This window comes from Actinorhabdospora filicis, from assembly GCF_030269765.1.
Classification (GTDB): Bacteria; Actinomycetota; Actinomycetes; order Mycobacteriales; family Micromonosporaceae; genus Actinorhabdospora; species Actinorhabdospora filicis.
Genome location: NZ_BSTX01000006.1, coordinates 141,978 through 168,888, shown reverse-complemented (window position 1 = coordinate 168,888; position 26,911 = coordinate 141,978). Strand labels below are relative to the sequence as shown.

Annotated in this window: 27 protein-coding genes; 13 read left to right on the top strand and 14 right to left on the bottom strand. The window is 74.5% G+C overall.

Features of this window, described 5'->3' with window-relative positions; translation table 11 throughout:
- Positions 1 to 789: 789 nt before the first annotated feature.
- The 4 genes from QSK10_RS31440 to QSK10_RS31425 form a co-directional block, all read right to left on the bottom strand.
- Positions 790 to 1,473, bottom strand: coding sequence for a response regulator transcription factor (locus tag QSK10_RS31440; RefSeq protein ID WP_285667088.1), 684 nt, complete (start codon positions 1,471 to 1,473; stop codon positions 790 to 792).
- Positions 1,470 to 2,546 carry a sensor histidine kinase gene (locus QSK10_RS31435; RefSeq protein WP_285667086.1) on the bottom strand — a complete coding sequence of 359 codons (1,077 nt, stop codon included), beginning with the start codon at positions 2,544 to 2,546 and terminating at the stop codon, positions 1,470 to 1,472. The genes QSK10_RS31440 and QSK10_RS31435 overlap by 4 nt, the downstream gene beginning before the upstream one ends.
- Positions 2,543 to 3,016 carry a hypothetical protein gene (locus QSK10_RS31430; RefSeq protein WP_285667084.1) on the bottom strand — a complete coding sequence of 158 codons (474 nt, stop codon included), beginning with the start codon at positions 3,014 to 3,016 and terminating at the stop codon, positions 2,543 to 2,545. Before QSK10_RS31430 ends, QSK10_RS31435 begins: the two co-directional genes overlap by 4 nt.
- A gap of 84 nt (positions 3,017 to 3,100) precedes the next feature.
- On the bottom strand, positions 3,101 to 4,189 hold the full coding sequence (locus tag QSK10_RS31425; RefSeq protein WP_285667083.1) for a WD40/YVTN/BNR-like repeat-containing protein: 1,089 nt from the start codon (positions 4,187 to 4,189) through the stop codon (positions 3,101 to 3,103).
- 181 nt (positions 4,190 to 4,370) lie between these two features.
- On the opposite strand from QSK10_RS31425, the gene QSK10_RS31420 reads away from it, so the two are divergent.
- Complete coding sequence (locus tag QSK10_RS31420) at positions 4,371 to 5,030, top strand: hypothetical protein (protein ID WP_285667081.1); 660 nt, start codon at positions 4,371 to 4,373, stop codon at positions 5,028 to 5,030.
- Here the strand turns inward: QSK10_RS31420 and QSK10_RS31415 are convergent.
- A complete protein-coding gene (locus QSK10_RS31415) occupies positions 4,969 to 6,168 on the bottom strand; it encodes an RNA polymerase sigma factor (RefSeq protein ID WP_285667079.1) in 1,200 nt (399 codons plus the stop codon). The genes QSK10_RS31420 and QSK10_RS31415 overlap by 62 nt on opposite strands.
- Entirely contained in the window at positions 6,165 to 6,578 is a 414-nt protein-coding gene (locus QSK10_RS31410) for a YciI family protein (protein ID WP_285667078.1), read from the bottom strand. Before QSK10_RS31410 ends, QSK10_RS31415 begins: the two co-directional genes overlap by 4 nt.
- Positions 6,579 to 6,734: 156 nt before the next feature.
- Between QSK10_RS31410 and QSK10_RS31405 the strand changes: the two genes are divergently transcribed.
- Positions 6,735 to 8,321, top strand: coding sequence for an alkaline phosphatase D family protein (locus QSK10_RS31405; protein WP_285667076.1), 1,587 nt, complete (start codon positions 6,735 to 6,737; stop codon positions 8,319 to 8,321).
- A gap of 67 nt (positions 8,322 to 8,388) precedes the next feature.
- Here QSK10_RS31405 and QSK10_RS31400 read toward each other — a convergent pair whose 3' ends face one another.
- Positions 8,389 to 9,294, bottom strand: coding sequence for an oxidoreductase (locus QSK10_RS31400; RefSeq protein WP_285667075.1), 906 nt, complete (start codon positions 9,292 to 9,294; stop codon positions 8,389 to 8,391).
- A gap of 79 nt (positions 9,295 to 9,373) precedes the next feature.
- Here QSK10_RS31400 and QSK10_RS31395 point away from each other — a divergent pair, with 79 nt between their 5' ends.
- From QSK10_RS31395 to QSK10_RS31375, 5 genes are all read left to right on the top strand, one after another.
- Complete coding sequence (locus QSK10_RS31395) at positions 9,374 to 9,973, top strand: TetR family transcriptional regulator (RefSeq protein WP_285667074.1); 600 nt, start codon at positions 9,374 to 9,376, stop codon at positions 9,971 to 9,973.
- Positions 9,974 to 10,127: 154 nt separating this feature from the next.
- Entirely contained in the window at positions 10,128 to 11,231 is a 1,104-nt protein-coding gene (locus QSK10_RS31390; RefSeq protein ID WP_285667073.1) for an NHL repeat-containing protein, read from the top strand.
- Between the two features lie 56 nt (positions 11,232 to 11,287).
- Positions 11,288 to 11,857 (top strand): hypothetical protein, encoded by a 570-nt coding sequence (locus tag QSK10_RS31385; protein WP_285667071.1) that lies wholly within the window; start codon positions 11,288 to 11,290, stop codon positions 11,855 to 11,857.
- Between the two features lie 67 nt (positions 11,858 to 11,924).
- Complete coding sequence (locus QSK10_RS31380; protein ID WP_285667070.1) at positions 11,925 to 12,602, top strand: NIPSNAP family protein; 678 nt, start codon at positions 11,925 to 11,927, stop codon at positions 12,600 to 12,602.
- Between the two features lie 75 nt (positions 12,603 to 12,677).
- Positions 12,678 to 13,802, top strand: coding sequence for an LLM class flavin-dependent oxidoreductase (locus QSK10_RS31375; RefSeq protein ID WP_285667069.1), 1,125 nt, complete (start codon positions 12,678 to 12,680; stop codon positions 13,800 to 13,802).
- Here the strand turns inward: QSK10_RS31375 and QSK10_RS31370 are convergent.
- From QSK10_RS31370 to QSK10_RS31355, 4 genes are all read right to left on the bottom strand, one after another.
- Positions 13,769 to 14,236, bottom strand: coding sequence for a GNAT family N-acetyltransferase (locus tag QSK10_RS31370; protein WP_285667067.1), 468 nt, complete (start codon positions 14,234 to 14,236; stop codon positions 13,769 to 13,771). The two genes, QSK10_RS31375 and QSK10_RS31370, sit on opposite strands and share 34 nt — an antisense overlap.
- On the bottom strand, positions 14,233 to 15,345 hold the full coding sequence (locus QSK10_RS31365) for an LLM class flavin-dependent oxidoreductase (RefSeq protein WP_285667065.1): 1,113 nt from the start codon (positions 15,343 to 15,345) through the stop codon (positions 14,233 to 14,235). Before QSK10_RS31365 ends, QSK10_RS31370 begins: the two co-directional genes overlap by 4 nt.
- 108 nt (positions 15,346 to 15,453) lie before the next feature.
- On the bottom strand, positions 15,454 to 15,633 hold the full coding sequence (locus tag QSK10_RS31360; protein ID WP_285667063.1) for a hypothetical protein: 180 nt from the start codon (positions 15,631 to 15,633) through the stop codon (positions 15,454 to 15,456).
- A 220-nt stretch (positions 15,634 to 15,853) separates the two neighbouring features.
- Positions 15,854 to 16,369 carry a CGNR zinc finger domain-containing protein gene (locus QSK10_RS31355; RefSeq protein WP_285667061.1) on the bottom strand — a complete coding sequence of 172 codons (516 nt, stop codon included), beginning with the start codon at positions 16,367 to 16,369 and terminating at the stop codon, positions 15,854 to 15,856.
- A 96-nt stretch (positions 16,370 to 16,465) separates the two neighbouring features.
- Here QSK10_RS31355 and QSK10_RS31350 point away from each other — a divergent pair, with 96 nt between their 5' ends.
- Positions 16,466 to 17,689: an MFS transporter gene (locus tag QSK10_RS31350; protein WP_285667059.1), complete on the top strand. Its 1,224-nt coding sequence runs from the start codon at positions 16,466 to 16,468 to the stop codon at positions 17,687 to 17,689.
- Here the strand turns inward: QSK10_RS31350 and QSK10_RS31345 are convergent.
- Complete coding sequence (locus QSK10_RS31345; protein ID WP_285667057.1) at positions 17,679 to 19,064, bottom strand: basic amino acid/polyamine antiporter; 1,386 nt, start codon at positions 19,062 to 19,064, stop codon at positions 17,679 to 17,681. The genes QSK10_RS31350 and QSK10_RS31345 overlap by 11 nt on opposite strands.
- Positions 19,065 to 19,324: 260 nt before the next feature.
- Between QSK10_RS31345 and QSK10_RS31340 the strand changes: the two genes are divergently transcribed.
- The gene (locus tag QSK10_RS31340; protein WP_285667056.1) at positions 19,325 to 20,092 is read left to right on the top strand and encodes a ribosomal RNA small subunit methyltransferase A; all 768 of its coding nucleotides are present in this window, start codon (positions 19,325 to 19,327) and stop codon (positions 20,090 to 20,092) included.
- 54 nt (positions 20,093 to 20,146) lie between these two features.
- Here QSK10_RS31340 and QSK10_RS31335 read toward each other — a convergent pair whose 3' ends face one another.
- Complete coding sequence (locus tag QSK10_RS31335; protein ID WP_285667055.1) at positions 20,147 to 21,076, bottom strand: hypothetical protein; 930 nt, start codon at positions 21,074 to 21,076, stop codon at positions 20,147 to 20,149.
- Between the two features lie 207 nt (positions 21,077 to 21,283).
- On the opposite strand from QSK10_RS31335, the gene QSK10_RS31330 reads away from it, so the two are divergent.
- From QSK10_RS31330 to QSK10_RS31315, 4 genes are all read left to right on the top strand, one after another.
- Positions 21,284 to 21,613: a hypothetical protein gene (locus QSK10_RS31330; RefSeq protein WP_285667054.1), complete on the top strand. Its 330-nt coding sequence runs from the start codon at positions 21,284 to 21,286 to the stop codon at positions 21,611 to 21,613.
- 61 nt (positions 21,614 to 21,674) lie between these two features.
- Complete coding sequence (locus QSK10_RS31325; RefSeq protein WP_285667053.1) at positions 21,675 to 24,389, top strand: ATP-binding protein; 2,715 nt, start codon at positions 21,675 to 21,677, stop codon at positions 24,387 to 24,389.
- Between the two features lie 182 nt (positions 24,390 to 24,571).
- Positions 24,572 to 24,793, top strand: coding sequence for a hypothetical protein (locus QSK10_RS31320; RefSeq protein ID WP_285667051.1), 222 nt, complete (start codon positions 24,572 to 24,574; stop codon positions 24,791 to 24,793).
- A 58-nt stretch (positions 24,794 to 24,851) separates the two neighbouring features.
- Positions 24,852 to 25,427: a dienelactone hydrolase family protein gene (locus tag QSK10_RS31315; protein WP_285667049.1), complete on the top strand. Its 576-nt coding sequence runs from the start codon at positions 24,852 to 24,854 to the stop codon at positions 25,425 to 25,427.
- Here the strand turns inward: QSK10_RS31315 and QSK10_RS31310 are convergent.
- On the bottom strand, positions 25,342 to 26,901 hold the full coding sequence (locus QSK10_RS31310; RefSeq protein ID WP_285667047.1) for a non-homologous end-joining DNA ligase LigD: 1,560 nt from the start codon (positions 26,899 to 26,901) through the stop codon (positions 25,342 to 25,344). The genes QSK10_RS31315 and QSK10_RS31310 overlap by 86 nt on opposite strands.
- Positions 26,902 to 26,911: the final 10 nt, after the last annotated feature.

Below are 26,911 nucleotides of genomic sequence, written 5' to 3'. Positions count from 1 at the left end.
GTTCGATCATGCAACGCGAGCGGGTGGGGTGGGGGCGGTTCGGGGGCATGGAGGGTGGGGCGGTAGCGCGCCCGCGCTGCGAGAGCCGCACCGTCACGGCCCGACGACGCCGTACTTCACGACGCGCCACGACGTAGCGAGCGCCTTGATCGATGCCCCGCGGCATGGAAGACCGGCGCCGGGACCGCACCCTCACGCCTGCGGCACCGCGCAGCACCGGCGCACCCGGGCCGCGCGGCCGACGCGGCACGGCGTAACACGCGGCAACCTCGACCCGGGGTGATGCCATGCGGCGGCGAGGGTCCCGGCGGGGCTGCGTCACACACCCCGCCACTCATCCAGCACCCTTCGCGTGGCCGCGTGGAGCCAGCACAAGGCCGCACCGTCGCCCGACTGGTCCGCTCCGTCACGACCGCGCCTCACACAAGCCGCCTCACCCCACCAGACACGGCCCGACGACACCGTGCCGCCCACGTCGCGGCCCGGCGAGGCCATGCCGCGCACGTCGTGGCGTAACGCACGACAGCATCGACGCGGGTCGGTGCATTACGGCGGCTAGGATCCCGGCGGGGCCGCGTCGTCGTGGCCACGGAGCCGCCCCGAACGCGCCTCACCGGGCGTACGGCGAGCCCGCGTCACGCACCCGCCGCCTCGCCCGGCACGCCCCTCCCTGGGCCGCCCCGTCACGCCCACCGGGCCGCGCGCCCCACACGAGCCCACCGTCGTCCCACCGGCCCGGCTCCACCCACGCCCTGCCCACACCCTGCCCGCTCCGAGCCCGCTCCCCGCCTACTCCCCCGGCTCCTCCACCAGTCCGTGCCGGAACGCGTAGGCCACCGCCTGTGCCCGGGTGCGCAGTCCGGCCTTGGCGAAGAGGTTGTTGATGTGCGTCTTCACCGTCGCCTCGCTCACGTACAGCTCCGCGGCGATCTCGGCGTTCGAACGACCGGCGGCGATCAGGATCAGCACCTCGCGTTCGCGGCGGGTGAGGCCGTCGGGGGCCTCCTCGCGGCGGGACGGCGGTCCGGCGACCGGCGCGGCGGGGACCGCGCCGGAGGTCATGCTGTCGAGGAGGCGTCCCTGGACGCGGGGGTCGAGTCCGGCGTGGCCGTCCATGACCGAGGCGATCGCGGCGGCGATCTCGTCGGCGCCGGCGCTCTTGGTCAGGAAGCCGCGGGCGCCGGCGCGCAGCGCGGAGAACACCGAGGCGTCGTCGGCGTAGGTGGTCAGCACGACGACCTGGGTGCCGGGGTGTTCCTCGCGGACCCGTTTGGTGGCGGCCACCCCGGACAGGCGGGGCATGCGCAGATCCATCAGGACGATGTCGGGTTGGTGCTCGGCGACCAGCCGCAGGGCCTCCTCGCCGTCGGCGGCGGCGCCGACGACCTCGACGCCGGGGAGCAGCCCGAGCAGCAGGACGAGACCGTCGCGGACGATGGCCTGGTCCTCGGCGACGACGACGCGCGCCGTCACACCGGGATCCTCAGGCGCACGGTGAACACGTCCCCGGTGGTGGTCTCCAGGGTCCCGGACAGCAGTTCGGCTCGCTCGCGCATCCCCACGAGGCCATATCCTCCCCCGGGCTCGCCGGGGGTGGGCGAGGCGGGGTTGGTGATCTCCAGGACGCACTCGGCGGCACCGAAGGCGAGGACGACGCGGGCGGGGCTGCCGGGGGCGTGGCGGCGGACGTTGGTGAGGGCCTCCTGCGCGGTGCGGGTGACGGCGAGGGCGGCCTCGGTGGGCAGCGGGCGGGGTTCGCCGTCGATGACGACCTCGCAGTCGCGGCCGGTGGCGGTGGCGAACTCGGCGGCCAGGGACCGCAGGGTGCTCGGGAGGGGCGGGAGGTCCTCGCGGAGCGCGGCGACGGCCGAGCGCGCCTCGTCCAGGCCGCGGCGGGCGAGGTCGCGGGCGAGTTCGACGCGTTCGAGGGCGGCGTCGGTGTCGTGGGCGCGCAGTTGGAGGCGGGCCGCCTCCAGGTGGACGACCTGCGCCGACAGCGAGTGCGCGAGGAGGTCGTGGAGCTCGCGGGCGATGCGCGCGCGTTCACTGTGGACGGCCTCGTGGGCCTCGGCGACGCGGGTCGCGCGGCGCTGCCGCACGGAGTAGCCCACGAGGTAGGCGATGCTGATGCTGAAGCACAGGTACAGGTCGCGCCGGACGTCGCCCTGGAACCAGCCGGCGAGGAGGAGCCCGGTGACGGCGAGTCCGCCGACGGCGAAGGAGTACATCGGCGGGTGGCGGACGGCGGCGATCCCGACGCTCCAGAGGAGCACGAACACGATCGGGTCGCGGTCGGTGAGGACGGCGACGGCCAGGCACACCACGACGACGGCGATGAGCGCGTAGATCTGGGCGGGGACGCCGAAGGGCCCGCTGCGGCGGCGCAGGAGGAGCGTGGCCCCCAGCGACAGGAGGAGCCCGGCGCCGAGGGCGATGTCGAAGGCGCCGCCGCGCAGCTGGTCGGCGGAGGCCAGGACGCCCGCGACGAGCAGGACGGCGGTGGTGAAGAGGCCTCCCGTGGGTGCCCAGCGGCGCCAGTCGGTCACGCGCCGACACTACTCATGGCACGGATCCGCGTGCCGCGCCACGCCACGAGCGCCGCCTGGACGCCGATGGTGACGCCCGCGAACAGCAGCGCGCTCTTCGGCTCGGGGCGCAGGCCGAGGGCGAGTCCGATGCCGTAGAGGCCGAAGCGCCCGGCGATGGACCCGGCCCACAGCAGCACCGTCCACCACGTCCCCCGCGACCACGCGACGCCCCGCTCGTCGACCCACACGTGGACCGACGCCGCGCGCGCCGCGCCCGCCCCGGCCGCGAAGGCGAGGTCGACGATGAGCATCAGGATGCTGAGGGGCAGCAGGTCGCGGTCGATGACACCGGTGGTGAGGCCCATGACGGTGAGCGCGGCGGCGAGGATGAGGATCCCCGGCCGGTCGACGCGGCGGGTGGTCAGCTGCCGCCAGCCGACGAGGAGGACGGCGGCGGGAATGGCGATGGCGACTGCCTCGGAGCTCATGTCCTCGACGGTATGGACGGACGCCGCCCGCCGGATCGGCGCGCGGGTGGAGACCCGACGATCTCCACCCGGGGATGGACGCCGTCAGACCGCGGCGGGGCTGCTCTCGCCGGAGCCCCTCGGCTCCGGCGGGCCGCTCTGGCGGATCCACAGGTCGGTGTTCCCGGCGATGAGGACGCGCCCGTCGGCGAGGGTCGTCACGACGCGCGCGGGATAGGCCTGGCAGCCCAGGTCACCGCGCCGCCACCCCTGGAAGGTCTCGGCCCACACGACGCCGCACTGCTCCTTCGCCGATCCGGTGTTGCCCACGATGACGAGCCGGCCGTCGGCGTCGAGGGTGGCGTCGAGGACCGAGCCTTCGCCCTCCATGGCCGCGCCGGTGTCACTCCAGTTCAGGCCGTCTTCGCTGGTGAACACGACGGGCGCCTGCTCCCCACCGTCCTCGGAGCCGCGGGAGGCGACCGCCAGGAACCCGCCCTCGCGTTCCAGCACGATGAAGGGCGAGCGGTTGTATCCGTTCGGCGGCACCCCCGTCACGGCCTCGGGCGTCCAGGTCGCGCCGTCGTCGGTGGAGACGAGGGCGGTCGCCGCCCACGGGTCGACGGCGACGAGGCGTCCGCCCGCGCGGATGATGTGCAGGTTCGGGGACGTGTCGCCGGGCACGGTGACCTCGGCCAGGGTGCGGCCGCCGTCGGTGGAGCGCCAGAGGCGCCCGCGCCAGTCGACCCGGCCGGCGATGAGGACGAGGTCGCCCTCGGCGAACAGGTCGCTGAAGCCCGTGGAGCCCTCCGCGTCGCCCTTTCCGGGGTAGATCTCGACGCCCTCGCCGAGCACGGTCACGGTCCCGTCGGCGGCGCGGCGGTCCAGGCTGGTCTCACCGATGCCGAGGAGGGCGCCGTCGCCGAGGTCCACCACGTCGCGCCTGGCGCCGAAGGGCGTTCCGAGCTCGATGGGTTTCGGCCCGTCGTGCGGCGGGTTCGCGGGCCGCTCGGCGAGGGTGAGGCTCTCGCAGCCGGTACCGCCGGTCCACATGGCGCCGACGCGGGTGTAGCCGGTGGAGTAGAGCCCGAATCCCAGGACGCACGGCCCGTACGGGAAGAGCTTCTGGATGCCCTTCGAGGGCGGTACGTAGTCGTGGGCGCCGGGAAAGTCGACCGCGCCCGGGTGTTTCACGAAGCCGAGAGTGCCCCCCGGTGCCTCCGCGCTCGCTCCGGTCGTTCCCGGCTTCGCGCACGCGCTGAGCAGTAAGGCGAGCGTCAGTAGCGCCGCCGTTCCCCGTATTCTCATGAGGCCACCCTAGCAGTGTTAGGCAAGACTTGCAGTGCTAGGCGATGGCCGGGGATAGTCTCGGCCGATGTCCCACCCCCTGCTGCCCGTCCTCCTCGACGCCGCCGACGGCGTGTTCCCCGAGGCCGACGGGACCGTCGAGATCCTCCCGCCGCTGCCCGGTGGCCTGGAGTGTTCCCTGGCGCTCACCGGGCGGGCCTACGTCGCCACCGCCCTCCCGGACGCCGAGGTCGCCGCGCTGGCGCCGGACGGTTTCGGCGGCTCGATGGCGCCGGACTTCCTGCGCGGGCTCGCCGGGCCGGGCGGGGAGATCGGCGTGCTGGACGCCGTCCTCGTCGCGCGCGGCACCGGCGGCGGGACGCTCCCGGCGCGCGGGGACCTCGCCGGGCATCCGCGCGTCCGGCACGCGCTGGGGCTGCGGGCCGGCGTGCGCGTGCACGGCGACGAGCGCGGCCTGGTCACGCTCGCGGCGGGCCTGGCGGGCCGGCTGGAGCTGAGCATCGAGACCGCGGCCACCGGGCGCGGGGACGGCCCGTCGCTGCTGGCCGACGCGCTGGCGCTGGTCCCGGCGGGCGAGCCGGTGTTCGCGGCGGTCTCACCGGGCAACGCGCGGTCGCTGCGGGCGTTCCTGCGGCTGGGTTTCACGCCGGTGGGCGGTGAGGTGATCATCCGGCCGGGCGGGCGGCGCGGGCCAGCAGGAAACGGCGCTGCGCCATGTTCCGGGTGAGGTCGGCGGCGCGCAGGTAGGCCTCGTGGGCGGCGGCGAACTCGCCGGTCTTCTCCAGGAGGTGCGCGCGTGCGGCCTGGTAGCGGTGGTCGCCGTCGAGTCCGCCGAGCCGGTCCAGGAGCGCCAGGCCCGCGCCGGGCCCGGAGGCCATCGCCACGGCCACGGCGTGGTTCATGCGCACCACGGGGTTGCCGTCGACGCGCATGAGGACCTCGTAGAGGGTGACGATGCGGGGCCAGTCGGTGTCCTCGGGGCCGGGCGCCTCGTCATGGACGGCGGCGATCGCGGCCTGGAGGCGGTAGGGCCCGAGCCCGTCGCGGGACAGGGCGGCGGTGAGCAGGGACGCGCCCTCGGCGATGCGCGCGGTGTCCCAGCGGCGCCGGTCCTGCTCGGCCATCGGCACGGGCAGCCCGTCGGGGCCGGTGCGGGCGGCGCGGCGGGCGTCGGTGAGCAGCATCAGCGCCAGCAGCCCGGCGACCTCGCCGTCGGCGGGCAGCAGCCGGTGCAGCAGCCGGGCGAGGCGGATCGCCTCGTCGGCGAGGTCGGCGCGCTGGAGGCTGCGCCCGCCGGTGCCGACGTAGCCCTCGTTGAAGATCAGGTAGAGGACGCGCAGGACCTCGGTGAGCCGCTCGCCGCGTTCGGCGCCGGTGGGCAGCGCGAAGGGGATCCCGGAGTCCTTCACGGTCTGCTTGGCGCGGGTGACGCGGCGGGTCATGGTCGCCTCGGAGACCAGGAACGCGCGGGCGATCTCGCCGGTGGTGAGGCCGCCGACGGCGCGCAGGGTCAGCGCGATCCGGGAGGCCGGGGACAGCGCGGGGTGGCAGCACATGAACAGCAGGACCAGCGAGTCGTCCCCGGCGGGGCCGGGCGGTGGCGGCGTCCAGGCCGCCACGGTCTCCTCGCGGCGGCGGCGGGCGCGTTCGGCGCGCACGAGGTCGGCGTAGCGGCGGGCGGCCACCGTCACCAGCCACCCGAGCGGTTTCTCCGGGACGCCCTCGCCCGGCCAGCGCGAGGCGGCGGCGATGAGCGCCTCCTGGACGGCGTCCTCGGCGAGGGCGAAGTTCCCGTACCGGCGCACGACCGCGCCCAGGACCCGCGGCGCGAGTTCGCGCAGCAGGTCCTGCGGCACGTCGCTCACAGCAGCTCGTCGGCGCTGTCGTTGATGGGGCGGATGTCGATGTAGGCGCCGTTCTGGACGTGCTCGGGGCCGGGGCAGTTGCTCAGTTCCATGGCGATCTCGGTGGCCTGCTCGATGCCGTCGCAGTCGACGACCCAGTACCCGGCGAGGACCTCCTGGGTCTCGGCGTAGGGCCCGTCGGTGACCACGTTCTCGCCGTTGTCGTGGGTGACGCGGCGGGTGTGGACGGGCAGGTCGAGGCCGCGGGTCTCGACGAGGACGCCGGAGTCCTCCAGCTTCTTGTTCAGCGCGGTGATGAACTCCACCATCGCCTGGAACTGCTCCGGCGTCCAGGCGGGCTTGCCGGTGGACTTGCCGGCCATGCCGTCGTAGTCCTCCTGGGTGCCGTAGGTCATCAGCATGAACTTCATCGGACTCTCCTCTGCTCGATGGTCTTCACCCGTGGATCGGAGCCGTCGGCGCCGACCGGACATCGCCGATGGGAGATCTTTCCCGAAGGCGGCGATCGGCGCGCGGTGTCGCGGGCATCCAGTAGCGTCGGGGCAGCGCGCACCCGAGGAGCCGCCATGCCCGACCTCGTCCTGGGTCCCCTGCTCCGTCACGTCGACGCGGTCTCGGCGACCGTGTGGGTGGAGACGGACGCGCCGTGCGACGTCGCCGTCGCCGGGCGCGTCTCGCCGACGTTCACCGTCGCCGGTCATCATTACGCGCTGGTGGTCCTGGACGGCCTGGAACCTGGTTCGGTGACCTCCTACGACGTGCGGCTGGACGGGGTGACGCGCTGGCCGCGCGAGGGCGCCGACGCGCCGTCGGTGCGCACGCTGGGGCGCCAGGACGAGCTGCACCTGGTCTTCGGTTCGTGCCGGATGCCGGAGTCGCGGGACCCGGCCGAGAGCGCCTCGTGGGGCACCGACGCGCTGGCCGCCTACGCCGCGCGGCTGACGGGCGGCGGCGAGCGTCCCGACCTGCTGGTGCTGCTGGGCGATCAGGTCTACGCCGACGAGACCAGTAAGGCGACCGGCGAGTGGATCGCCGCGCGCCGGGACGTGTCGGTCCCGCCGGGCAAGGAGGTGGCCGGTTACGCCGAGTACGCCCGGCTCTATCACGAGTCGTGGGCGACACCGGCGATCCGGTACCTGCTCTCCACGGTCCCCACGGCGATGATCTTCGACGACCACGACGTCCGCGACGACTGGAACACCTCGCTGGCGTGGCGCGAGGCCATCGAGGCGACCGCCTGGTGGGCCGAGCGCGAAGAGGCGGCGCTGGTGTCGTACTGGGTGTACCAGCACCTGGGCAACCTCTCCCCCGCCGAGCTGGCCGCCGACGACACCGTCAAGGCCGTCATGCACGCCGGGCGGGACGGCGGTGACGCCCACGGGGTCCTGCGCGAGTTCGCGCGCGCGGCGATCCGGGAGGCCGACGGGGCGAAAGGGACGCGCTGGAGCTACCGGCGCGATCTGGGCCGCACGCGGCTGATCATGACCGACACCCGCTCGGGACGGATCCTGCGCGAGGGCCGGGCGATGGTCGGCGACGGGGAGTTCGCGTGGCTGGAGGCCAACGCCGAGGGCGACGTCGACCATCTGCTGATCGGCTCGTCGCTGCCGTGGCTGCTACCGCACGTGATCGACCGGGTGCAGGCGATGAACGAGGCGGCGTGCCGCCGCCCGGGGTGGCGGGGCCGGTTCGCCGAGCGGTTGCGGCAGGCGGCCGACCTGGAGCACTGGGCGGCGTTCCGGGCGTCCTCGGAGCGGCTGGCGCGGCTGATCCGGGGCGCGGCCGAGCGCGGCGCGGCGACGGTCTCGGTGCTGTCGGGCGACGTCCACCACGGCTATGTGGCCGAGGCGTTCTTCGATCGGCCGGTGGGCGCGCGGGTGTTCCAGCTGGTGTGCTCGCCGCTGCACAATCGCGTCCCGCGCTGGCTGCGGCCCTTCTTCCGGGCCGGGTGGTGGCACCCCCTGGCGGCGGCGCTGTGGCGGTGGCGATCTTCGGTGCGGTGGCGCAGGCTCGCCGGGCCGTACTTCGGGAACATGGTCGCGACCCTGCGGATCAGCGGCCGCCGGGCGGAGGTGACGGTGGAGCTGGCGGGAAGCGGGCCGGTCCTGCGCCCGCTCCCCGCCGTCTCGATGTCCGCCCCGCCTCCCCCGTAGCTCTCTGCGGGCGGGACGCGCTGAGCAGATGATCTCCGGTGACGGCGAGGCCGCGGCGAGGTGGCGGCTAGTACGCCACGCCCGTGGCCTCCTCGGAGACCCGCCACAGGCGCCCGCCGTTCTCCGGATCGAGCGCGTCGGCCGAGAGCTTCACCGCGACGGGATGCCCACGCAGTTCGGCGAGTCCGCCGGGCCCATAGAAGCCGCCCGCCACCGCCTCCGGTGAGGTCGCCGCGTACAGCTGCGGCCACGCGCCGCGCTCGGCGGGCTGGGCCAGGAGCGGGTTGCCGATGCCGCCCAGCAGCAGCTTCCACACCCCGGTGGTCGAGCGGGTCTGGAGGCCCGTGCGGGTGTAGCCGGGGTGGGCGAGGACGCTGCGGACCGGGCTCCCGGCGGCGGTGAGCCGCCGGTGCAGCTCGGTCCCGAAGATCGCGTTGGCCAGCTTGGACATGTTGTAGAAGCCCATCGGGGTGTAGCCGCGTTCCCCCGTGAGGTCGTCGAAGCGCATCCGCCCCTGCCGGTGCACCGTCGAGCTGACGGTGACCACGCGCGGGTCGCGCCCGGCCGCCAGCCGGTCCAGCAGCAGCCCGGTGAGCGCGAAGTGGCCGAGGTGGTTGGCCGCGAACTGGATCTCGTGGCCCTCGGGGGTGAGGGTGCGCGGCGGGCCCATCACCCCGGCGTTGTTGACCAGGACGTCGAGGCGCTCCAGGCGCGCGGCGAGCGCGCGGATCGAGGCGGGGTCGAGCAGGTCGAGTTCCTCGACGTCGAGGCGCGCGCCGGGGTGCGCGGCGGTGATGGCCGCGGCGGCGCGGGCGCCTTTGGCGGTGTCGCGGACGGCGAGGACGACGTGGGCGCCGTGGGCGGCCAGCGCGCGGGCGGTGGCGAGTCCGAGGCCGCCGGAGGCCCCGGTGACGAGATGGACGCGGCCGTCGAGGTCGGGGATGTCGGCGTCGGTCCAGGGTTGCTTCTTCACGCCTGACACTCTGGCGCATGGTGTCACTGAGTGTCAAGTAGACCTTGAGTGCCAAGCTGGCATGACGTAGCATGTCCGGGTGGAGACACCCAGCCTGACCGCCCGGATGCGCCTGCTCGTGACCGGCGAACTGACCGGTGCCGCGCTGCGCCTGATGGCCGCCGACGGCTTCGACGCCGTCACCGTCGACCAGATCGCGGCCACCGCGGGCGTCTCCCGGCGCACCTTCTTCCGGCACTTCGCGTCCAAAGAGGACGTCGTCGTGCGCCTGCTGACCGACATGGGCGGCGACATGGCCGCCACGCTGGCCGCGCGGCCGGAGTCCGAGCCCCCGTCACTGGCGCTGCGCCACGCCGTCACGGCCCCGATCGCGGCCTGCGCCGGGCACGCCGGGGACGCGCTGCCGGTGGTCCGGCTGGTCCTGACGACCCCCGCGCTGCTCGCCCGCTTCCTGGAGCGGGTGAGCGCCTGGCAGGACGAGCTGACGGCCGCGCTGGCCGCACGCGCCGGGCTCGGCGCCGACGATCTGCGGCCGCGGCTGGCGGCGGGCACCGCGCTGAGCGCGTTTGGGACCGTCCTGCACCGCTGGGTGGCCAGCGAGGGCGCCGAGGACCCACTGGCGCTCACCGAGGCGGCCTTCACCGTGATCGGGCCGGTACTGGACGCCGTTCGGCGTTGATCGAAAATGCGCCGCGCGAGCCGGGCGGAATTGATCTAGGAATTGCGCGGCGCGAATCCACAATGGTCGGATGATGAGTCAATAACGGATTGGCCGGGCGTAGCCGTCCGTTCATCCGAATTGATCATGCGGTTCGACTGGTAGACACATTTCCATGTTTCACAGGCGGCTGTGCACGCCCGTATTGATCCTCGCGATCCTCGCCGTCGCGGCTCCCGCCCACGCCGCCGGCCCCGCCCTCACCACGTTCGCGGGCACGGGGCAAAGCGGCGCCGACGGGGACGGCGGTCCCGCCGGAAACGCGCGGCTGGACCGGCCCGTGGCGCTCGCGGTGACCGCGTCCGGAACCGTCCACATCGGTGACGCCGGCACCCGCGCGGTGCGCTCGGTCGCCGCCGACGGCACCATCCGCACCCTCGACGTCTCCTCCGCCGAGCCCACCGAGCTCCTGGCGGGCGGAAAGCTGGCCGTCGACGCCGTCACCGCCCTGGCCGCCGGGCGCGACGGCACCGTCTACCTCGCCGACTCCGGCGCGACCCCGCGCGTTCTGGCCGTCTCGCCCGACCGCACCGCCCGCGTCTTCGCCGACGAGGTCGGCGTCCCCGCCGCCCTGGCCGTGGCACCCGACGGGACCGTCTACATCGGCGACTCCTCCGGCCACCGCGTCCTCGGCTCCCTGCCCGGACAGCCGATGCGCACCGTCGCCGGGAACGGCGGCGGCGAGATCCTGGTCGCCTCCGGCGAGGCCCTGGGCATCCCCGTGCCCTACCCGACCGGGCTGGCCGTCACCACCGACGGCGCGGTCTGGATCGCCGACGCCGGCGGGCTGCTCCAGCGCCTCAAGGACGGCCGCATCGGCACCGTCACGACCCCCACCGACACCGAGTGGACCGTGACCACCGAGGCCGCCTGGCCGCCGGCCCAGACCGCGCTCTCGCAGGTCCTGTCGGTGACCGCGCAGGGCGCCGACGTCCTCGTCCTCACCGGCACGGGCACCGTCCTGCGGCTGAGCGCGGGCGGCGCGGTGTCCACCGCCCTCACCCTCGCCGAGGTCTACACCGGCCCCATCGCGGTCGCGACCACCGGCACCGTCTACATCGCCGACACCAAGGGCCACCGGGTCCTCACCGCCACCGCCGAACCGCTCGCAGAGGGCCTGCCCTGGTGGCTGTACGCCGCCGGTGTCGCGCTCGCCGTGGCGGTCGTGCTGGTGACGCTGCTACTGCGGCGGCGCCCTCGCGGACGCCGGAGGGCCTAGCCACGGCACCCTAATCTTGAGGAGCCCACCGCACCCCTACGTCCCCTGGGGCTCCCATGCGCTCGATCGCGACACGTCTGGCCGGACTCGCCGTCCTCTTCGGCGGCCAGTGGATGGTGCGCCTCGGCGCCCGCGACGCCGCCACCGTCGAGTGGTACTGCGAGCACGGCGAATGCTCCACCGACGACTTCGCCGGCGCCGCGCCGGTACTGAGCCTGTTCGTGATCATCTTCGGCTTCGTCCTGCTCATCCCCGCCGGGTACAAGCGATTCATCACGCCCGCCACGATCGCCTTCTACGCCGCCGGCAACGCCTTCGGGCTCGCCGAGGGCCTGGAGGCCGGGCACGTCACCCCCGACGGCGACAGCCACCTCTTCCCGTTCATCGAGGTGTCCAGCAAGACCATGCTGATCATCTACGGGGTCATGGCGCTGATCGCGTTCGTGATGGCGGCGATGATGTGGCGGACCCCACCGCCGAGCCCCCCGGAGCCCGAGAAGCCCGAGGAGCCGGCCGAGGACGCCAAGGTCGCCGAGGTCATCGCCCACCTGGCCCGCATGCGCGAGAGCGGCGAGCTCAGCCGGGAGGCCTTCGACATCGCGGTGGCCAAACTCAAGGAGTCCTAACCTGACGCCTTCTGTCAGGTACCGCCGGTAGCTTTCGCGCGTCACCACCACCCCACCGGGAGCCGCCATGACCATCGCCGTCGCCGAGCTGCGCCGCTACACCCTCCACCCCGGGCGCCGCGACGAGCTCATCGAGCTGTTCGAACGCGAGTTCATCGAGACCCAGGAGGAGACCGGGATCGTCCTGCCCGGCCAGTTCCGCGATCTCGACGACCCCGGCCGCTTCGTGTGGCTGCGCGGCTTCGCGTCCATGGACGAGCGGCGCGAGGCCCTCACCGCCTTCTACGGCGGCCCGGCGTGGAAGGAGCACCGGGACGCCGCCAACGCCACCATGATCGACAGCGACGACGTCCTGCTGCTGCGCCCGGTCCGCCCCGGCTCCGGGCTGCCCGGCGACGGCTACCGCCCGCGCGTGGGCGCCGAGCCGCCGGACTCGCGGGTGACGATCGTCCTGCACCACTTCCAGCGTCCGGTGGGCGAGGAGTTCCGCCGCGTCTTCGAGGCGGCGATCCCGGCGCTGGAACACGCGGGCGCGGGCCCGCTGGCCTACTACGAGACCGAGTACGCCGAGAACGACTTCCCGGGCCTGCCCGTGCGCACCGGCGAGCACGTCTTCATGTGGGTGACGCGCGGCTACGACCCGGCCCGCCTGGCGGAGTGCCCGCAGTGGGCGGCCCTGACCGCCGGGGCGGTGCGGACGGTGCGGCTGACGCTGGCGCCGACGGTCCGGTCGCTGCTGCGGTAGCGACGGGGCCGATTCCGCCGATCTCCGTATACCCTAGTTCTCCTATAGGATTACTCGGACAGAGGAGATCCGGTCATGCCCGTGGAATTCCTCGGCATCGGCGGCACCCACGACGGCTCGGAGGCCGTCGCGCGATCCGCCGGCTCCTTCGATCCCGCCTACACCCTCAAACTCGCCCGCGCGCACGCCGAGTACGGCTGGGACCGGGTGCTGTTCGCCTACGGTTCCGGCTCACCCGATCCGGCGCAGGTCGCCGCCTTCGTCGCCGGGCACGTCCCGGACCTGGGGCTGCTGCTCGCGCACCGCCCCAACGTCTCCTATCCCACCTACGCCGCCAAGACCTTCGCGACCCTGGACCGGCTCAGCGGCGGGCGGCTCACCGTCCACTTCATCACCGGCGGCAACGACCACGAGCAGGGCCGCGAGGGCGACACCCTCGGCCACGACGAGCGCTACTCCCGCACGCGCGAGTACATCCAGATCGTCAAGCGCGCGTGGACCGAGACCCGGCCCTTCGACCACGAGGGCGGGCACTACCGCTTCGCCGACTTCGTCAGCGACGTGTTCCCGCTCCAGTCGCCGCGACCGGGGGTGTCCTTCGGCGGTTCCTCCCCGGCAGCGCTGGCCGCCGGTGCCGCCGAGGCCGACGTCTACTGCCTGTGGGGTGAGCCGCTGGCCGACACCGCCGAGCAGATCGCGGCGGTGCGCGCAGCGGCCAAGGAGGCCGGGCGCGAGGACGTCCCGCGCGTCCAGGTGGCGTTCCGGCCGATCATCGCGCCCACCGAGGAACTGGCGTGGGAGAAGGCGCACCGCACACTGGGGCGCATCCACGAGCGGCGCGGCGCCGGGACCAGCGCGCTGGTCCCGGGCGTCCATCCCGTCCACCGGCCCGAGAACACCGGTTCGCAGCGGCTGCTGGCGATCGCCGAGCGCGGCGACCGCTTCGACCGGGCACTGTGGACGGCCACCGCGAAGGCGACCGGCGGCGCGGGCAACTCCAACGCGCTGGTGGGCACGCCGGAGACGGTGGCCGAGGCGCTGCTGGAGTACATCGACCTGGGCGTGGACATCATCTCCGCGCGCGGCTACGACATGCTCGACGACACCATCGACTTCGGGCGGCACGTGATCCCGCTGGTGCGCGCCGAGGTCGCCCGGCGCGACGCTCAGGCGAGGTCCTTGGCGAAGCAGCGCGAGTAGGGCAGGTCCTGGTAGGGCGGGAAGGCCGGGATCGGGCGGTACCCGGCCTTCTCGTAGGCGCGCACCGCCTCGGGCTGCCGGTCGCCGGTCTCCAGGATGATGCGGGACGCCCGCAGCCCGGCCCCGGCGGACTCGGCCGCGCGCAGCAGTAGCGCCGCGACCCCGCGCCCGCGCCGCCCGGGGACGACGTACATGCGCTTGAGCTCCAGGTCGGGCCCGTGCCAGCGCAGCGCGAGGTGCCCGGCGGGCTCCCCCGCCGCCAGGGCGAGCGCGGTGTAGGGGATGTCGTCCCCGGCGAAGACCTCCTCGGCGGGGAGGTGGATGGGGTCGCCGGGCACGTCGGCGTAGCGCACGCGCATCTCGGCGACCATCTGCTCGCGCAGCCGGATCGCGGCGGGATCGGCCCAGGCGACGCGGTGGACTTCGACGGTCACGTCCACGCCTCCGCGAGCAGCTCGAAGGAGCGCAGGCGCGCCCGGTGGTCGTGGGCGATGGTGGTGACGATCAGCTCGTCGGCGCCGGTGGCCCCGGCGAGGGCGCGCAGCCGCTCGGCGACGCGGGAGGGCGAGCCGGTGAAGCGCGTGGCGAGCCGGTCGGCGACCAGGGCGCGCTCGTCGTCGGTCCATCGCGCGCGGGCGGCGCTCTCGGGCGAGGGGTAGGGGATGGCGCCCCGGCCGTCGCGGATGGCCAGGACCCAGTCGCCGAATCCGGCGGCGTGGTGTTCGGCGGTGGCGTCGTCGTCGGCGACCAGGACGTCGGCGGAGGCCATGACGTGGGGCGCGGCGAGGCGTCCGGGGCGGAACGCGTCGCGGTAGGCGGCGACGGTGTCGAGGGTGCGGGCGGGGGCGCTGTGGTAGTTGACCACGAACGGCAGGCCCAGTTTCCCGGCGGTGCGGGCGCTCTCGCCGGGGCTGGAGCCGAGGATCCAGACCTCCGGGTCGGCGCCCTCGGCGGGGATCGCGTGGACCTCGCCGGACTCGGGCGCCCGGTGGGTCCCGGCGAAGAAGGAGAGGATGTCGGCGACGGCGGTGGCGTAGTCGGCGTCCGGGTCGGTGCCCAGGAGCCGCGCGGCGAGCCGGAAGCGCGCGGCGGCGGTGCCGAAGACGAAGGGCGCCGGCTGGAGGAGGCCGCCGGTCCCGGCCGGGGTTTCCGGGGCGTTCTCGGCGGGAGGCGACGGGCGCCCGCCGCTGCGGCCGAGCCCGAGGTCGACGCGCCCGGGGTGGAGCTGCGCGATGGTGCCGAACTGCTCGGCGACCTGGAGTGGACGCTGGTTGCCCAGCAGCACCGCCCCCGAGCCGACGCGGATGCGGGTGGTCGCGGCGACGATCAGCGCGATGAGGACGGCGGGCGCGGCGGAGGCGACGCCGGGCGCGAGGTGGTGCTCGGCGACCCAGAAGCGCCGGTAGCCGAGCCGCTCGGCGTGGCGGGCGAGGTCGAGGGCGTTCCGCAGCGCCCCGGCGGGCGTGCCGCCCTCGGCGACGGGCGCGAGGTCGAGGATCGAGAGGGGGATGGGGTGGGGGCTGGAGAGGGGAGGCGGCGGCATTGGGTGGACCTCCTGCGATACCCTATTAAACCGATAGGATAAATAGGATCAAGGGGAGAGTCAAGCCGGCTCACGGGGCACGGCTCACGGCCCACAGGGGCGCACGGCTCACGGGGGTACGGGGGCACGCCCGAGGGAGGTGTACGGCTCACGGGCACGGTGACGACCGGCGCCACACGGCGGCACGGCCGAGCCGGATCGCCGGACCCGCACCGAACGTGCCCACAGGACCATCAGGACCATCAGGACCATCAGGGCCATCAGGGCCATCAGGGCCATCAGGGCCATCAGGGCCATCCTCACATCACCAGTGGGCGCCGGGCGGCATGAGCACCCGCGCGGCCTCGCAGGCCCCCTCGCGACACGAGGGAGTGCTCCCGTGTGGACACCGGCCGACCACAGCCGCGCAGGTCACGCGGCGCGCGAGAGCACGACGTGGCGCCATGGAGGCCCGAAACCCCGCCGCCGACACGCCGAGGCTCGGCCCCTCACCCGCGCCCGGCGTCCCTCACTCCCCCTCGTTCCGCCGCGCCGCGTAGGCCCGCACCTTCGCGCGGTTGCCGCACACGCGCATCGTGCACCAGCGGCGGGTGCGGCTGCGGGTGGCGTCCCAGAACACCCAGCCGCAGCGGTGGTCCGGGCACTGCTTGAGGCGCGCCCAGTCGCCGGAGGCCACGGTCAGCGCCCACGCGGCGGCCAGCGCGCCGACCGCGCCCGAGGCCCCGAGGGGCGCGGCGGGTTCCGGTTCGCCGCCCAGCCGCACGGTGACGGGGGCGCGGGACAGCAGCTCCTCGGCGGCGGCGATGGCCTCCTCGTCGGCGGGGCCGCCGTTGGCGATGAGCAGCCGCGCGCGCAGGCCCTCGCGCAGCACGAGCATGTCGGCGAGCGGCGCGTCCTCGGGCAGACCGCGCTCACGCAGCCAGGACGCCAGCCCGGCGGGCGTGCCGAAGGCGTCGGTGGCGTCTTCGATGTCGACGGTGTTGGCGAAGTCGAGGACGAGCGCGGCGGAGGACGACGGTTCCATGAATCCATCTAAACATATAGACGGTTAGTTCGCCCACTGCTAGCGTCACACCGTCTATTGAGTTAGCCGGTGCAACGCATCCGAGGGAGCCTTCTCGTGTCCGCCGTCCTCGCCCCCGCCCAGGCGCCGCCCGCGCGCAACGGCACCGTCCTGATCGCCTTCACGGCCGTCACCAACCTCGCCGACGGGGTCCTCAAGGTCGCGCTGCCGATGCTGGCCGTCGGCCTGGCCGCCTCACCGGCGCAGATCGCCGCCGTCGGCTTCGCCCTCACGCTCCCGTGGCTGCTGGCGGCGCTGCACGTCGGCGTCCTCGTCGACCGCCTCGACCGGCGCGTCCTGCTCGGCGCGGCCAACGCCGCCCGCATCGCCGCCGTCGCCGGGATCCTCACCGCGCACCTGACCGGTGCGGTGAGCCTGCCGCTGATCTACGCCGCCGCGCTCGCCGTCGGCGTCACCGACGTCATCGCCGCCACCGCGCTCGGCGCGATCGTGCCCGGCGCGGTGCCCGACGCGAAGCTGCCCTCGGTCAACGCGTGGCTCACCGGCGCCGAGACCGTCGCCAACGAGTTCGCCGGACCCGCCCTCGGCGGCCTCCTCATCGGGCTCGGCGCGGCCGTCTCGCTGGGCGCCACCGCGGTCGCCTACGTCCTCGGCGTCGTGGTGCTGCTGGCGCTGGCGCGCGTGGCCCGGCCCGTCGCGCCCGAGACCGCGCGGCGCTCCGTCCACGGCGACATCAAGGAGGGCCTCAGGTTCGTGTGGGGCCACCCGCTGCTGCGGACCATGACCATCACCATCGCGGTGCTCATCACCTGCTGGAGCGCGTTCCTGGCGCTGCTGCCCTCCTACACCACCGGCGACCTGGGCATCTCCACGCAGGCCTACGGGCTCATCCTCGGCGCCATCGGCGCGGGCGGCCTGGTCGGCGTGGCCCTCGTCCGGCCCATCGAGCGCCTCATCGGCCGCCGCCGGACCCTCTTCCTCGACCTCGTGGGCACCTTCGCGATGGTCGCTCTGCCCGCCGTCCACCCGCATCCGGTCGTCATCGGCGTGGGCGCGTTCCTCGGCGGCATGGGCGGGACGCTGTGGTCGGTCACCGCGCGCACGATCAGCCAGCGGCTGGTGCCCGCGCACATGTACGGCCGCTACTCCGCCTCGGCGCGGCTGCTGGGCTGGGGGACGCTGCCGCTCGGCGCGGCCGCCGCGGGCGCGCTCGCCGAGCTCATCGGCCCCCGCGTCACCTTCGGGGTGTTCGCCGTGGTCGTCGCGCTGTTCGTCGTCCCGTTCCTGCGGCACGTCACCCCGGCGGCGCTCACAGACTGATCCGCCCGGTCGCCAGGAACACCACCCCGCAGACCGCCCCCGCCACCGTCACGGCGAACACCGCCCACTCGGCGGGGGCGAAGGCGCGCTCCCGGCGCTCCCGGCGCGCCATGACGTACAGGACCGTCGCGGGCGCGTACACGATCAGCGACACCAGCAGGTACTTCAGGCCCGCCGCGTAGATCAGGAACAGCGTGTAGGCCACCGCGACGGCCGCCACCGCCGCGTCGGTGCCCCTGGCCCCGCGCAGGCCGAACCCGGCCGCCAGCGCGTACGGGACCAGCACCAGCGCGCTGGTCAGGCTCAGCGCGAAGGTGAAGGCGTCGGCGGAGAACAGCGTCACCACCAGGAACACCTGGGCCAGCGCCGTCGACAGGGCCAGCGCGGCCACCGGCACGTCCCCGCGGCTGGTGCGGCGCAGGAAGCGCGGCATGTCGTCGTCGAGCGCGGCGGCGTACATGACCTCGGCGGCCATCAGCGTCCAGGCCAGGTAGGCGCCCAGCACGGCGATGACCAGCCCGACGCCGACGAGCACGGCGCCCCACGAGCCGACCGCGGCCTCCAGCACACCGCCCATCGACGGCTGGCGCAGCGCCACGATCCGGTCGGCGGACAGGATCCCGTAGGAGACGATGGTGACCGAGGCGAACACGGCGAAGACGCTCAGGAAGCCCAGGACGGTGGCGCGGCCGACGTCCTCGCGGCGCCGGGCGTGCCGGGAGTAGACACTGGCGCCCTCGACGCCCAGGAACACGAAGACGGTGGCCAGCATCGTCCCCTTGACCTGCCCGAACAGCGAACCGAGATCCCCGCCGCGCAGGTTCTCGGCGAACACGTGGGTGTCCAGGCAGAACAGCGCCAGCAGCACGAAGACCACGATCGGCATGACCTTGGCCACGGTCACCACGCGGTTGATGGCCGCCGCCTGCGTGACACCGCGCGTGACGAGCCAGTAGAACGCCCACAGCATCGCCGAGCAGACCACGAAGGCCAGCGGGGTGTCACCCGCGCCCAGGCCCGGGACGACGGCGCCGAGAGTGGAGGTGATCAGGACGACGTAGGTCACGTTGCCCACGCACGCGCTCGCCCAGTAGCCGAAGGCGGAGAAGAAGCCCATGTAGCGGCCGAATCCGGCGCGCGCGTAGGCGTAGATGCCGGTGTCGAGGTCGGGACGCCGCAGCGCGAGCCGCTGCAGGACGACGGCGAGGGCGAACATCCCGCCGCCGGCCACCGTCCACGCGACGAGGGCGCCGATGACGCCGGTCTGCTCGGCGAACAGGCTGGGCAGCGAGAACACGCCCGCGCCGACCATCGAGCCGACGACCATCGCGGTCATCGTCGGCAGGGACAGTTTGGCGGCGCGCTCGTTCCCCATGGACGGTGATGATCTCATCCGGGGCGGCGAAATATCCGTTTGCGCACTCTCCGGGCGCGCCGGTACCGTGCCCGCCATGTCGATAGGCACCTTGCGGGCCGTCCGTGGCCCGCTGCACTTCTGGCGTCCGCGCGCCCGCTGACCGGTCCTGGTCGGCGTTTCTCCTCGCGGTTCCACGGCCGGTCTTCCACGTCCCGATTCGACGTGGACGGGCGTCGCCCGTCCCTGCCCCCGTTCTCCGGGGAGACAGGACCGCCACCGTGGCCTCCCATCGGCGTACCGCCGTCGACGCGCGCCGCCGCGCGCTCTCACAGAACCTCCTGCACGACCCGTCCGTCGCCCACCGCCTCGCCGCCGCCTCCGGCGCGGGACCGGGCGACCTCGTCCTGGAACCCGGGCCCGGGCGCGGCGCCGTGACCCGCGCGCTGGCCGCACGCGGGTTCCGCGTCCTCGCCTACGAACTGGACCCGCTGCTGGCGCGGGACCTGGACGCGCCGGGCGTCACCGTCCGGCGCGGCGACTTCCGCGCCGCCCCCGATCCCGGCGAGCCGTTCCACGTCGCCGGGAACATCCCCTTCGCCGCCACCGCCGGGATCGTCGCGTGGTGCCTGGACGCACCGAACCTGCGCACGGCGGCGCTGATCACGCAACTGGAGTACGCGCGCAAACGCGCCGGGCACTACCGGCGCTGGACGCGGCTGACGGTGCTGACCTGGCCGTGGTTCGAGTGGCGCCACCCCGGCGTCATCGGCCGCGACGCCTTCCGGCCCCGCCCATCGGTGGACGCCGGGCTGCTCACCCTCACCCGCCGCGCGAGGCCGCTGGTGCCGCCCGGCCGCGCCGGCGCGTGGCGGCAAGCCGTGGAGACCGGCTTCACCGGCGTGGGCGGGAGCCTCGCGGCGAGCCTGGCCACCGTCCACTCGCGACGCGGAGTCCGGGCGGCCTTCGCGGCGGCGGGCGCAGACCCGTGGCTGCCGGTGGGACTGGTCCCGCCGGAAACGTGGCTGGCGGTGTTCGGGCGGCTGTGAGGACGGCACGGCAAAAGGGCCGGGCCCCATCGGGACCCGGCCCTCACTCCCCCACTACGCCGTGGCGAGCAGGACCGTTCCGGTGCACGCGAGCGAACCCACGTTCTTCACCGTCAGGTAGAACTCGCGCTCGGCGGTACCGCTGTTGAGGCGCTGGAGGTACCACTCGGCGGTGATCTCCAGGTCGCAGCTCTGCAGGCCCGAGGCGCCCTGCGGGGACAGGCCCGGCAGGTAGACCGCGGTCAGCGGGTTGGCGTTGTTCCAGTGCCAGGTGCCCGAAGCGCCGGGGCTCAGGGCGCCGGTCGACCAGGAGGTCGACGTGGTGGCGTTGGCCAGGCGGATCGAGGCGCTGCAGGCGATGGTGCCGACGTTCTTGACGTTGAAGTGGAACTCGCGCTCACCACCGGGCTGCTGCACGTACCAGGTGCGGGTCACCTCGAACTGGCAGGCGGTGGTGCCGGTGGCGCCACTCGGGATCAGGCCCACGAGGTGGGCCGAGTTGAGCGGGTTGGCGTTGTTCCACTGCCAGGTCTGGGTCGCGCCGGGGTTGACGCCACCGGTCGACCAGTTGGTGAACGCGCTCAGCGAGTTGAGCAGGATGGTGGTGCCGCAGGAGATGGTTCCGGTGTTCTTGATGGTGAAGTGGAACTCGCGCTCACCACCGGGCTGCTGCACGTACCAGGTGCGGGTCACCTGGAACTGGCAGACGGCCGAGGTGCTGGCCCCGGACGGGCTGAAGCCGACCTTGTAGGCGTCGGCGGGGGCGTTGTTCCACTGCCAGCTCTGGGTACCGCCGGCACCGACGGTGCCCGAGTACCAGGAGCTGACCGCCGAGTTGAGGGTGACCCCCTCGGCTCCGGCGGCCTTGCGGGCGTCCAGCGACACCCCGTCCCCCGTGGTCGCCGCGTTCGCCGCCTGGGGCGCGGTGAACAGCGCGGCCATGGCCGCGAGGATGAGCGCGATTAAGGTCGCAGTCTTGCGCATGGTTTTATTTCCCTCCCGATGTTCCTTCGCGCCGGTGACGAACCGGCACGGGAGAAAGCTACGAACGGCGGGGGTCCCCACATATCGGGGACGAACCCCACACTTGCCCACCGCCCGATTCGAGGGTGGCGCTCCCGGCGGCCTCACCCCACCATGAAGGGGCATAAGAGAAGTGCGCGTCGAGCGCACGAGGATCAAGGGGGATACATGAGCACAGGAAGCGGCCCGGCCCATCGCGACAACGGCGCCGGCGGCGGGGGGCCGACCGGGCCGGTCGTCGTCCCGCACGCCGTCGAGGACGACGGGCAGGGCGGCGGCGGGCCGACGCGCCCCGTGAAGGCCGGCGAGCACCTCGTCGACGGCAGCGGCGGGGGCGGTCCGACGCGCCCGGTCGCCGTCGACGGCTCCGGTGGCGGCGGCCCGACGAAGGTCGTCGCCGCGCACCTGGGCGACGGCGGCGGCGGGGGCGGACCGACCGCCCCGCAGCTCGCCGACGACGGCGCGGGCGGTGGCGGGCCCACCGGTCCGCGCAAGTGACGCTTTCCTTCGGCCGTGCCCGCCTCGTGCGGGCACGGCCTTCGAGTACCTGGGGGCGGATGTGGCGAAACTGATCGGCCGGGACGTCGAACTGTCCACCGTGGACGCGGTGCTCGCGGCGGGCGGGCCGGCGGCGCTGACCATCGCCGGTGAGGCCGGGATCGGCAAGAGCGCACTGTGGCGGCACGCGATGGAGGCGGCACGCGGGCGCGGCTTCGGCGTCCTGTCCTGCCGGGCGGCCGAGGCGGAGGTGCGGCTGTCCTTCGGCGGCCTGGTGGACCTGCTGCGGCCCGTCAACGGCGACGTCCTGTCGTTCCTGCCGGTGCCGCAGCGCGACGCGCTGGAGTGCGCGCTGCTGCGCCGCCAGGGCGAAGGCGAGGTCGACCGCCGGGCGGTGTACCTGGCGGTGCTGGGGGTGATCCGGACCCTCTCGCGCTGGAACCCGGTCGTGATCGGCGTCGACGACGCCCAGTGGCTCGACGAGCCGACGCGCGCGGCGCTGGAGTACACCGTCCGCCGCCTGACCGGGGAACGCGTCGTGGTGATCGCGGCGGTGCGCGGCGACGCCGACGAGGCGCCGTTCGGCGCGGGCGAGGCCCTCGGCGACGCCCGCGCGCCGATGCTGCGGCTGGGCGGCATCGACGCCGGCGCGCTGCACCGCCTGCTGCGCGAGCGCACCGGGCGGTCGTGGCCGCGGCCGGTGCTAACCCGGCTGCACGCGTCGACGGGCGGGAACCCGTTCTACGCGCTGGAGATGGCGCGCGCGATGGACCGCTCCGGCAAGGGCGCCGCCGGTGAGGTCGTGCCGCTGCCGCCGACGCTGACGCAGGCCGTCCGCGACCGCATCGACGCGCTGGAGCCGCCGACGCGGGAGGCGCTGCTGTACGCGGCGGCGATGCCGCAGCCGGAGCTGTCGGGGCTGCGCACCGTCCTGCCCGGCGACGGGATGGCCGCGCTCCAGGACGCCGAGGACTCCGGCGTGGTCGACTTCGACCGGGGCGCGGTGCGCTTCACGCATCCCTTACTCGCCTCGACGGTCTACGCCGCGGCCGCGCCGGGCGAGCGCCGCCGGGTGCACGCGAAGCTGGCGGCCTCGGCGGCCGATGACGAGGCGCGGGCGTGGCATCTGGCGCTGTCGGCGACGGGCCCGGACGAGCGGATCGCGGCGGCGCTGGAGGAGGCCTCGGCGCGGGCGCTGGGGCGGGGTGCGCCGACGACGGCGGCGGACATGCTGGACCTGGCCGCGCGGCACGCCCCGGAGCCGGACCGGTCGCGGCTGCTGGCGGCGGCGGCCGAGCGGGTGTTCTTCGCGGGGGACGCGGCGGGCGCGCGGAGCCGGTACGAGGCCGCGCTGGCGGTGGCCCCGGCGGGGCCGGAGCGGGTGCGGATCCTGCTGGATCTGGCGCTGGCGGTGTTCTACGCCGACGGTCCCGAGCACGCCGGTCCCCTGTGCGACCGGGCGATCGAGGAGGCCGAGGGCCCGGCCGCGGCGGTGGCGTACCTGCGGAAGGCCTGGTACCGGCTGGACGACCACCGGGCGCGGGCGGGGGACGCGCGGCGGGCGCTGGAGCTGCTGGACACGGCCGCGCCGCCGGATCTGCTGGCGCTGGCGCTGCTGACGGCGGCGTGGTTCGGTTTCCACGCCGGGCTCGGATTCGATCCGGCCGACGTGGCGCGGGCGCGGGCGGTGCTGCCGCCGGAGTCGCGGACGCGTGAGGCGTCGATGTCGCGGAACGTGCTGCGGGTGTTCCCGCGCTACCTGGACCCGGTCGCGGGCCGCGCCGAGATCGAGGCGGCGCGCGCGGCGGCGGCCGAGGTCGGTGACGAGTCGGGGGCGATGCAGTCGCTGGTGCACCGCGGTGAGCTGGACTGCTGGCTGGGCGCGTGGGAGGCGGCGCGCGAGGGCGCCGGGCGGGCGGTGGAGACGGCCGAGCAGATCGGGCAGCTGCCGTGGCGTCCCTACGCGCGTTACGTGCTGGCGCAGGCGACGGCGCTGCTGGGTGATCTGGACGGCGCCGACGCGATCGCCGACGCCGGGCTCACCGAGTCCGACGCGTGGGTGGAGCTGCACCTGCTGGGCGTGCGGGGGTTCACCGCGCTGTCGCGCGGCGAGGCCGAGGAGGCCGACCGGTGGCTGACGCGGCTGGCGGACCTGTGCGCGTCGATCGGCCTGGCCGAGCCGGGCGTGTGCGGCCCGGCCGCCGACCACGTCGAGGCGGTGACGATCCTGGGCGACCTGGAGCGCGCGCAGCTGCTGCTGGACGGACTGGAGGAGCGCGCGCGGCGGGCGCCCCGGCCGTGGCTGGCGGCGGTCCTGCACCGTTCGCGCGCGGTGGTCGCCACCGGGCGCGGCGATCTGGCCACGGCCGCCGAGGAGGCGGCGCTGGCGCTGGCGGTGGACGTCCCGATGCCCTTCGAGCACGCCCGCGCGCACCTGGCGATGGCGCGGGTCCGGCGGCGCGCGAAGGAGAAGCTGGCCGCGCGCGACGCGCTGCTGGCGGCGCGCAAGGGCTTCGAGGAGCTGGGCGCGGTCCGGTGGGTGGCGATCACCGACGAGGAGCTCCACCGGCTGGGCCTGCGGCGCGGCACCGAGCACGACCTGACGCCCACCGAGGAGCGCATCGCCGAGCTGGTCGCCGGTGGCATGAGCAACCGGGAGGTCGCCGCCGCGCTGTTCGTGACGCCCAAGACCGTCGAGGCGCACCTGGGACGCGTGTACCGCAAGCTGGGCATCCGCACCCGCCGCGACCTGGCGCGGGTGCTGCGGGAACCGTGATCCTCCCGTTACCGCCGCCCGCCATCCCGCCGGGTCCCCCGGCGCGTATACCGAGGACGGCGGGAACGGCCCCGGGAGGCTCCGGGCCACCCTGCAGGGGCGCGGGACGCGCCGGGGACGCCCGTCGTCGCGCGCGGGCCGCCGCTCATCCGGAGGGCGGCCCGCGAGGCTAACCTCGGGGGATGAGCTACATCGTCGGCGGTCTCATCATCGCGGTCTTCGCCGGTGCCCTCGTGGGCCTGGCGTGGATGTCGGTCCGGGCGCGCAAGCGGGCCATCCCGGGCGTGAGCGCGGCCCTGGCCTCCTACAACGAGGTCTTCCAGCCGACCGCGCACGACTCGCACTGGGAGCTGCGGACCGACGAGGAGCGCAAGGCCCCCACGCCCAGTCCCGACGATCTCTGATCCCCTGTCGCACCCCTGTGCGAGGCTGGGCCGGTCGGGCCCCGCGAAGGAGAATCAGATGGCCGAGGTAGTCCTCTTCCACCACGCGCTCGGGCTCACCCCCGGCGTCCGGTCGTTCGCCGGTGAGCTGCGCGCGGCCGGGCACACCGTGCACACGCCCGACCTGTACGACGGCCGGACCTTCACGACCGTCGAGGAGGGCGTCGACCACGCCCGCTCGATCGGTTTCGACACGATCATCGCGCGCGGTGCCGCCTTCGGCGAGGGGCTCCCGGCGGCGGTCGTGCACGCCGGTTTCTCCCTGGGCGTCCTGCCCGCGCAGCTCCTGGCGCAGACCCGGCCCGGCGCGCTCGCCGCGCTGCTGCTGGAGGCCTGCGTCCCCGTGAGCGAGTTCGGCGGGCGCTGGCCCGACGAGGTCCCCGTCCAGGTCCACGGCATGGAGAACGACCCGTCCTTCGCCGGTGAGGGCGATCTGGACGCCGCGCGCGACCTGGTCGCGCAGGCCGCCGACGGCGAGCTGGTGCTGTACCCCGGCGACGGTCACCTGTTCACCGACCCGGCCTCGGCCGGATACGACGCCGAGCAGGCCCGGGTGCTGACCGCGCGGGTCCTGAAGTTCCTGGCGCGCTTCTAGAGCGGCGGGAGGGCAGGCCCGGGTCGTCGAGGGCGTCCCACGTGATCGGCATCGAGACGGGCGCGCCGTGGGCGGGCCGCGCGCTGAAGGGCGCGATGAGGGTCTTGCCGCGCGCGTTCTGGGTGTAGTCGAGGCGCGCGAGGCCGTCCCGTTCGGCGATCTCCCACGCCCAGCTGACCAGGCCGGGGGCGGTGTCGGCGACGACCACCGAGACCTTGCGGACCCACTCGCGGGTCTCCTCGAAGGCGAGGCCGGGCCGCACCGGTATCCAGATCTGGACGCCGCGCGCGCCGGTCACCTTCGGCGCGCCCGCCACCCCGAGGTGGGCCAGCGCGTCCCGGAACAGCCGCGCCAGCAGCAGCGTGTCGGCGAAGGACGTGCGCTCGCCCGGGTCGATGTCGACGAACGCCCAGGACGGGCGGCGGGGGTCGGGCAGGCGGCCGTTCCAGGGGTGCAGCTCGATCGCGGCGTGCGCGGCGGCCCACACCAGCGCGGCGGTGCCGTCGATGACGGCGTACTCGCCGGTCCGCCCCGGTTTGGGCGCCGGGTCGCGCCAGCGGGTGAGCCAGTCGGGCGCCCCGGCGGGGACGGCCTTCTGCCAGAAGCTCTTGCCGTCGACGCCGTCGGGGTAGCGGTGCAGGTTGACGGGGCGTCCGGCCAGGTACGGCAGCATCGCGGTGGCCATGACGGCGTGGTAGCGGACGAAGTCGCGTTTGGTGACCGGCTCGGGGCCGCCGAAGAGGACCTTGTCCAGGCCGGTGAGGCGCACGTCGCGGCCGCCGACGTGCCAGCGGCCGGTGTCGCCGAGGGCGTCCAGGGCGGCCAGTTCGGCGGGGGTGACGGGCGTCCAGTGCCCGCGCGGGCCGAGCGGGATCTCGGCTCGGTCGGCGGGCTGGTCGCCGCGCCACATCGCGTCGGGGTCCTCGGCGACCTCGGCGTTGGTGCGGCCGCTCTTCACCGAGCGCGGATGCTCCTCGGGCGACCAGCCGGGGACGGCGTGCCCGTCGCGTTTGTGCACGATGATCCACTGGTCCTCGCGGCTGCGGTGCAGCACGAACCGCCCGGCGAGCTTCTCGCCGGACAGGTCGAAGTGCAGTTCGCCGCGCGTGACGGCCCGCAGCGGATCGGTGGTCTTGGCCGGCTCCCACGTGCCCCGGTCCCAGACGATGACGTCGCCGCCGCCGTACTCGCCGGACGGGATGACGCCCTCGAAGTCGGCGTACTCGACGGGGTGGTCCTCGACGTGCACGGCCAGGTGCCGCACGCCGGGATCGAGCGTCGGCCCCTTCGGCACCGCCCAGCTGGCGAAGACGCCGCCCATCTCCAGGCGCAGGTCGTAGTGGAGGCGCGTGGCGCGGTGCCGCTGCACGACGAAGCGGTTTCCCCCGGGCGCGGGAGCGGCTCCGGCGGGCTCGGAGGTCACGTCGAAGTCGCGTTTGGCGCGATAGGCGGCGAGCGGGTCTTCCCCGGCCATGGGCCCATCG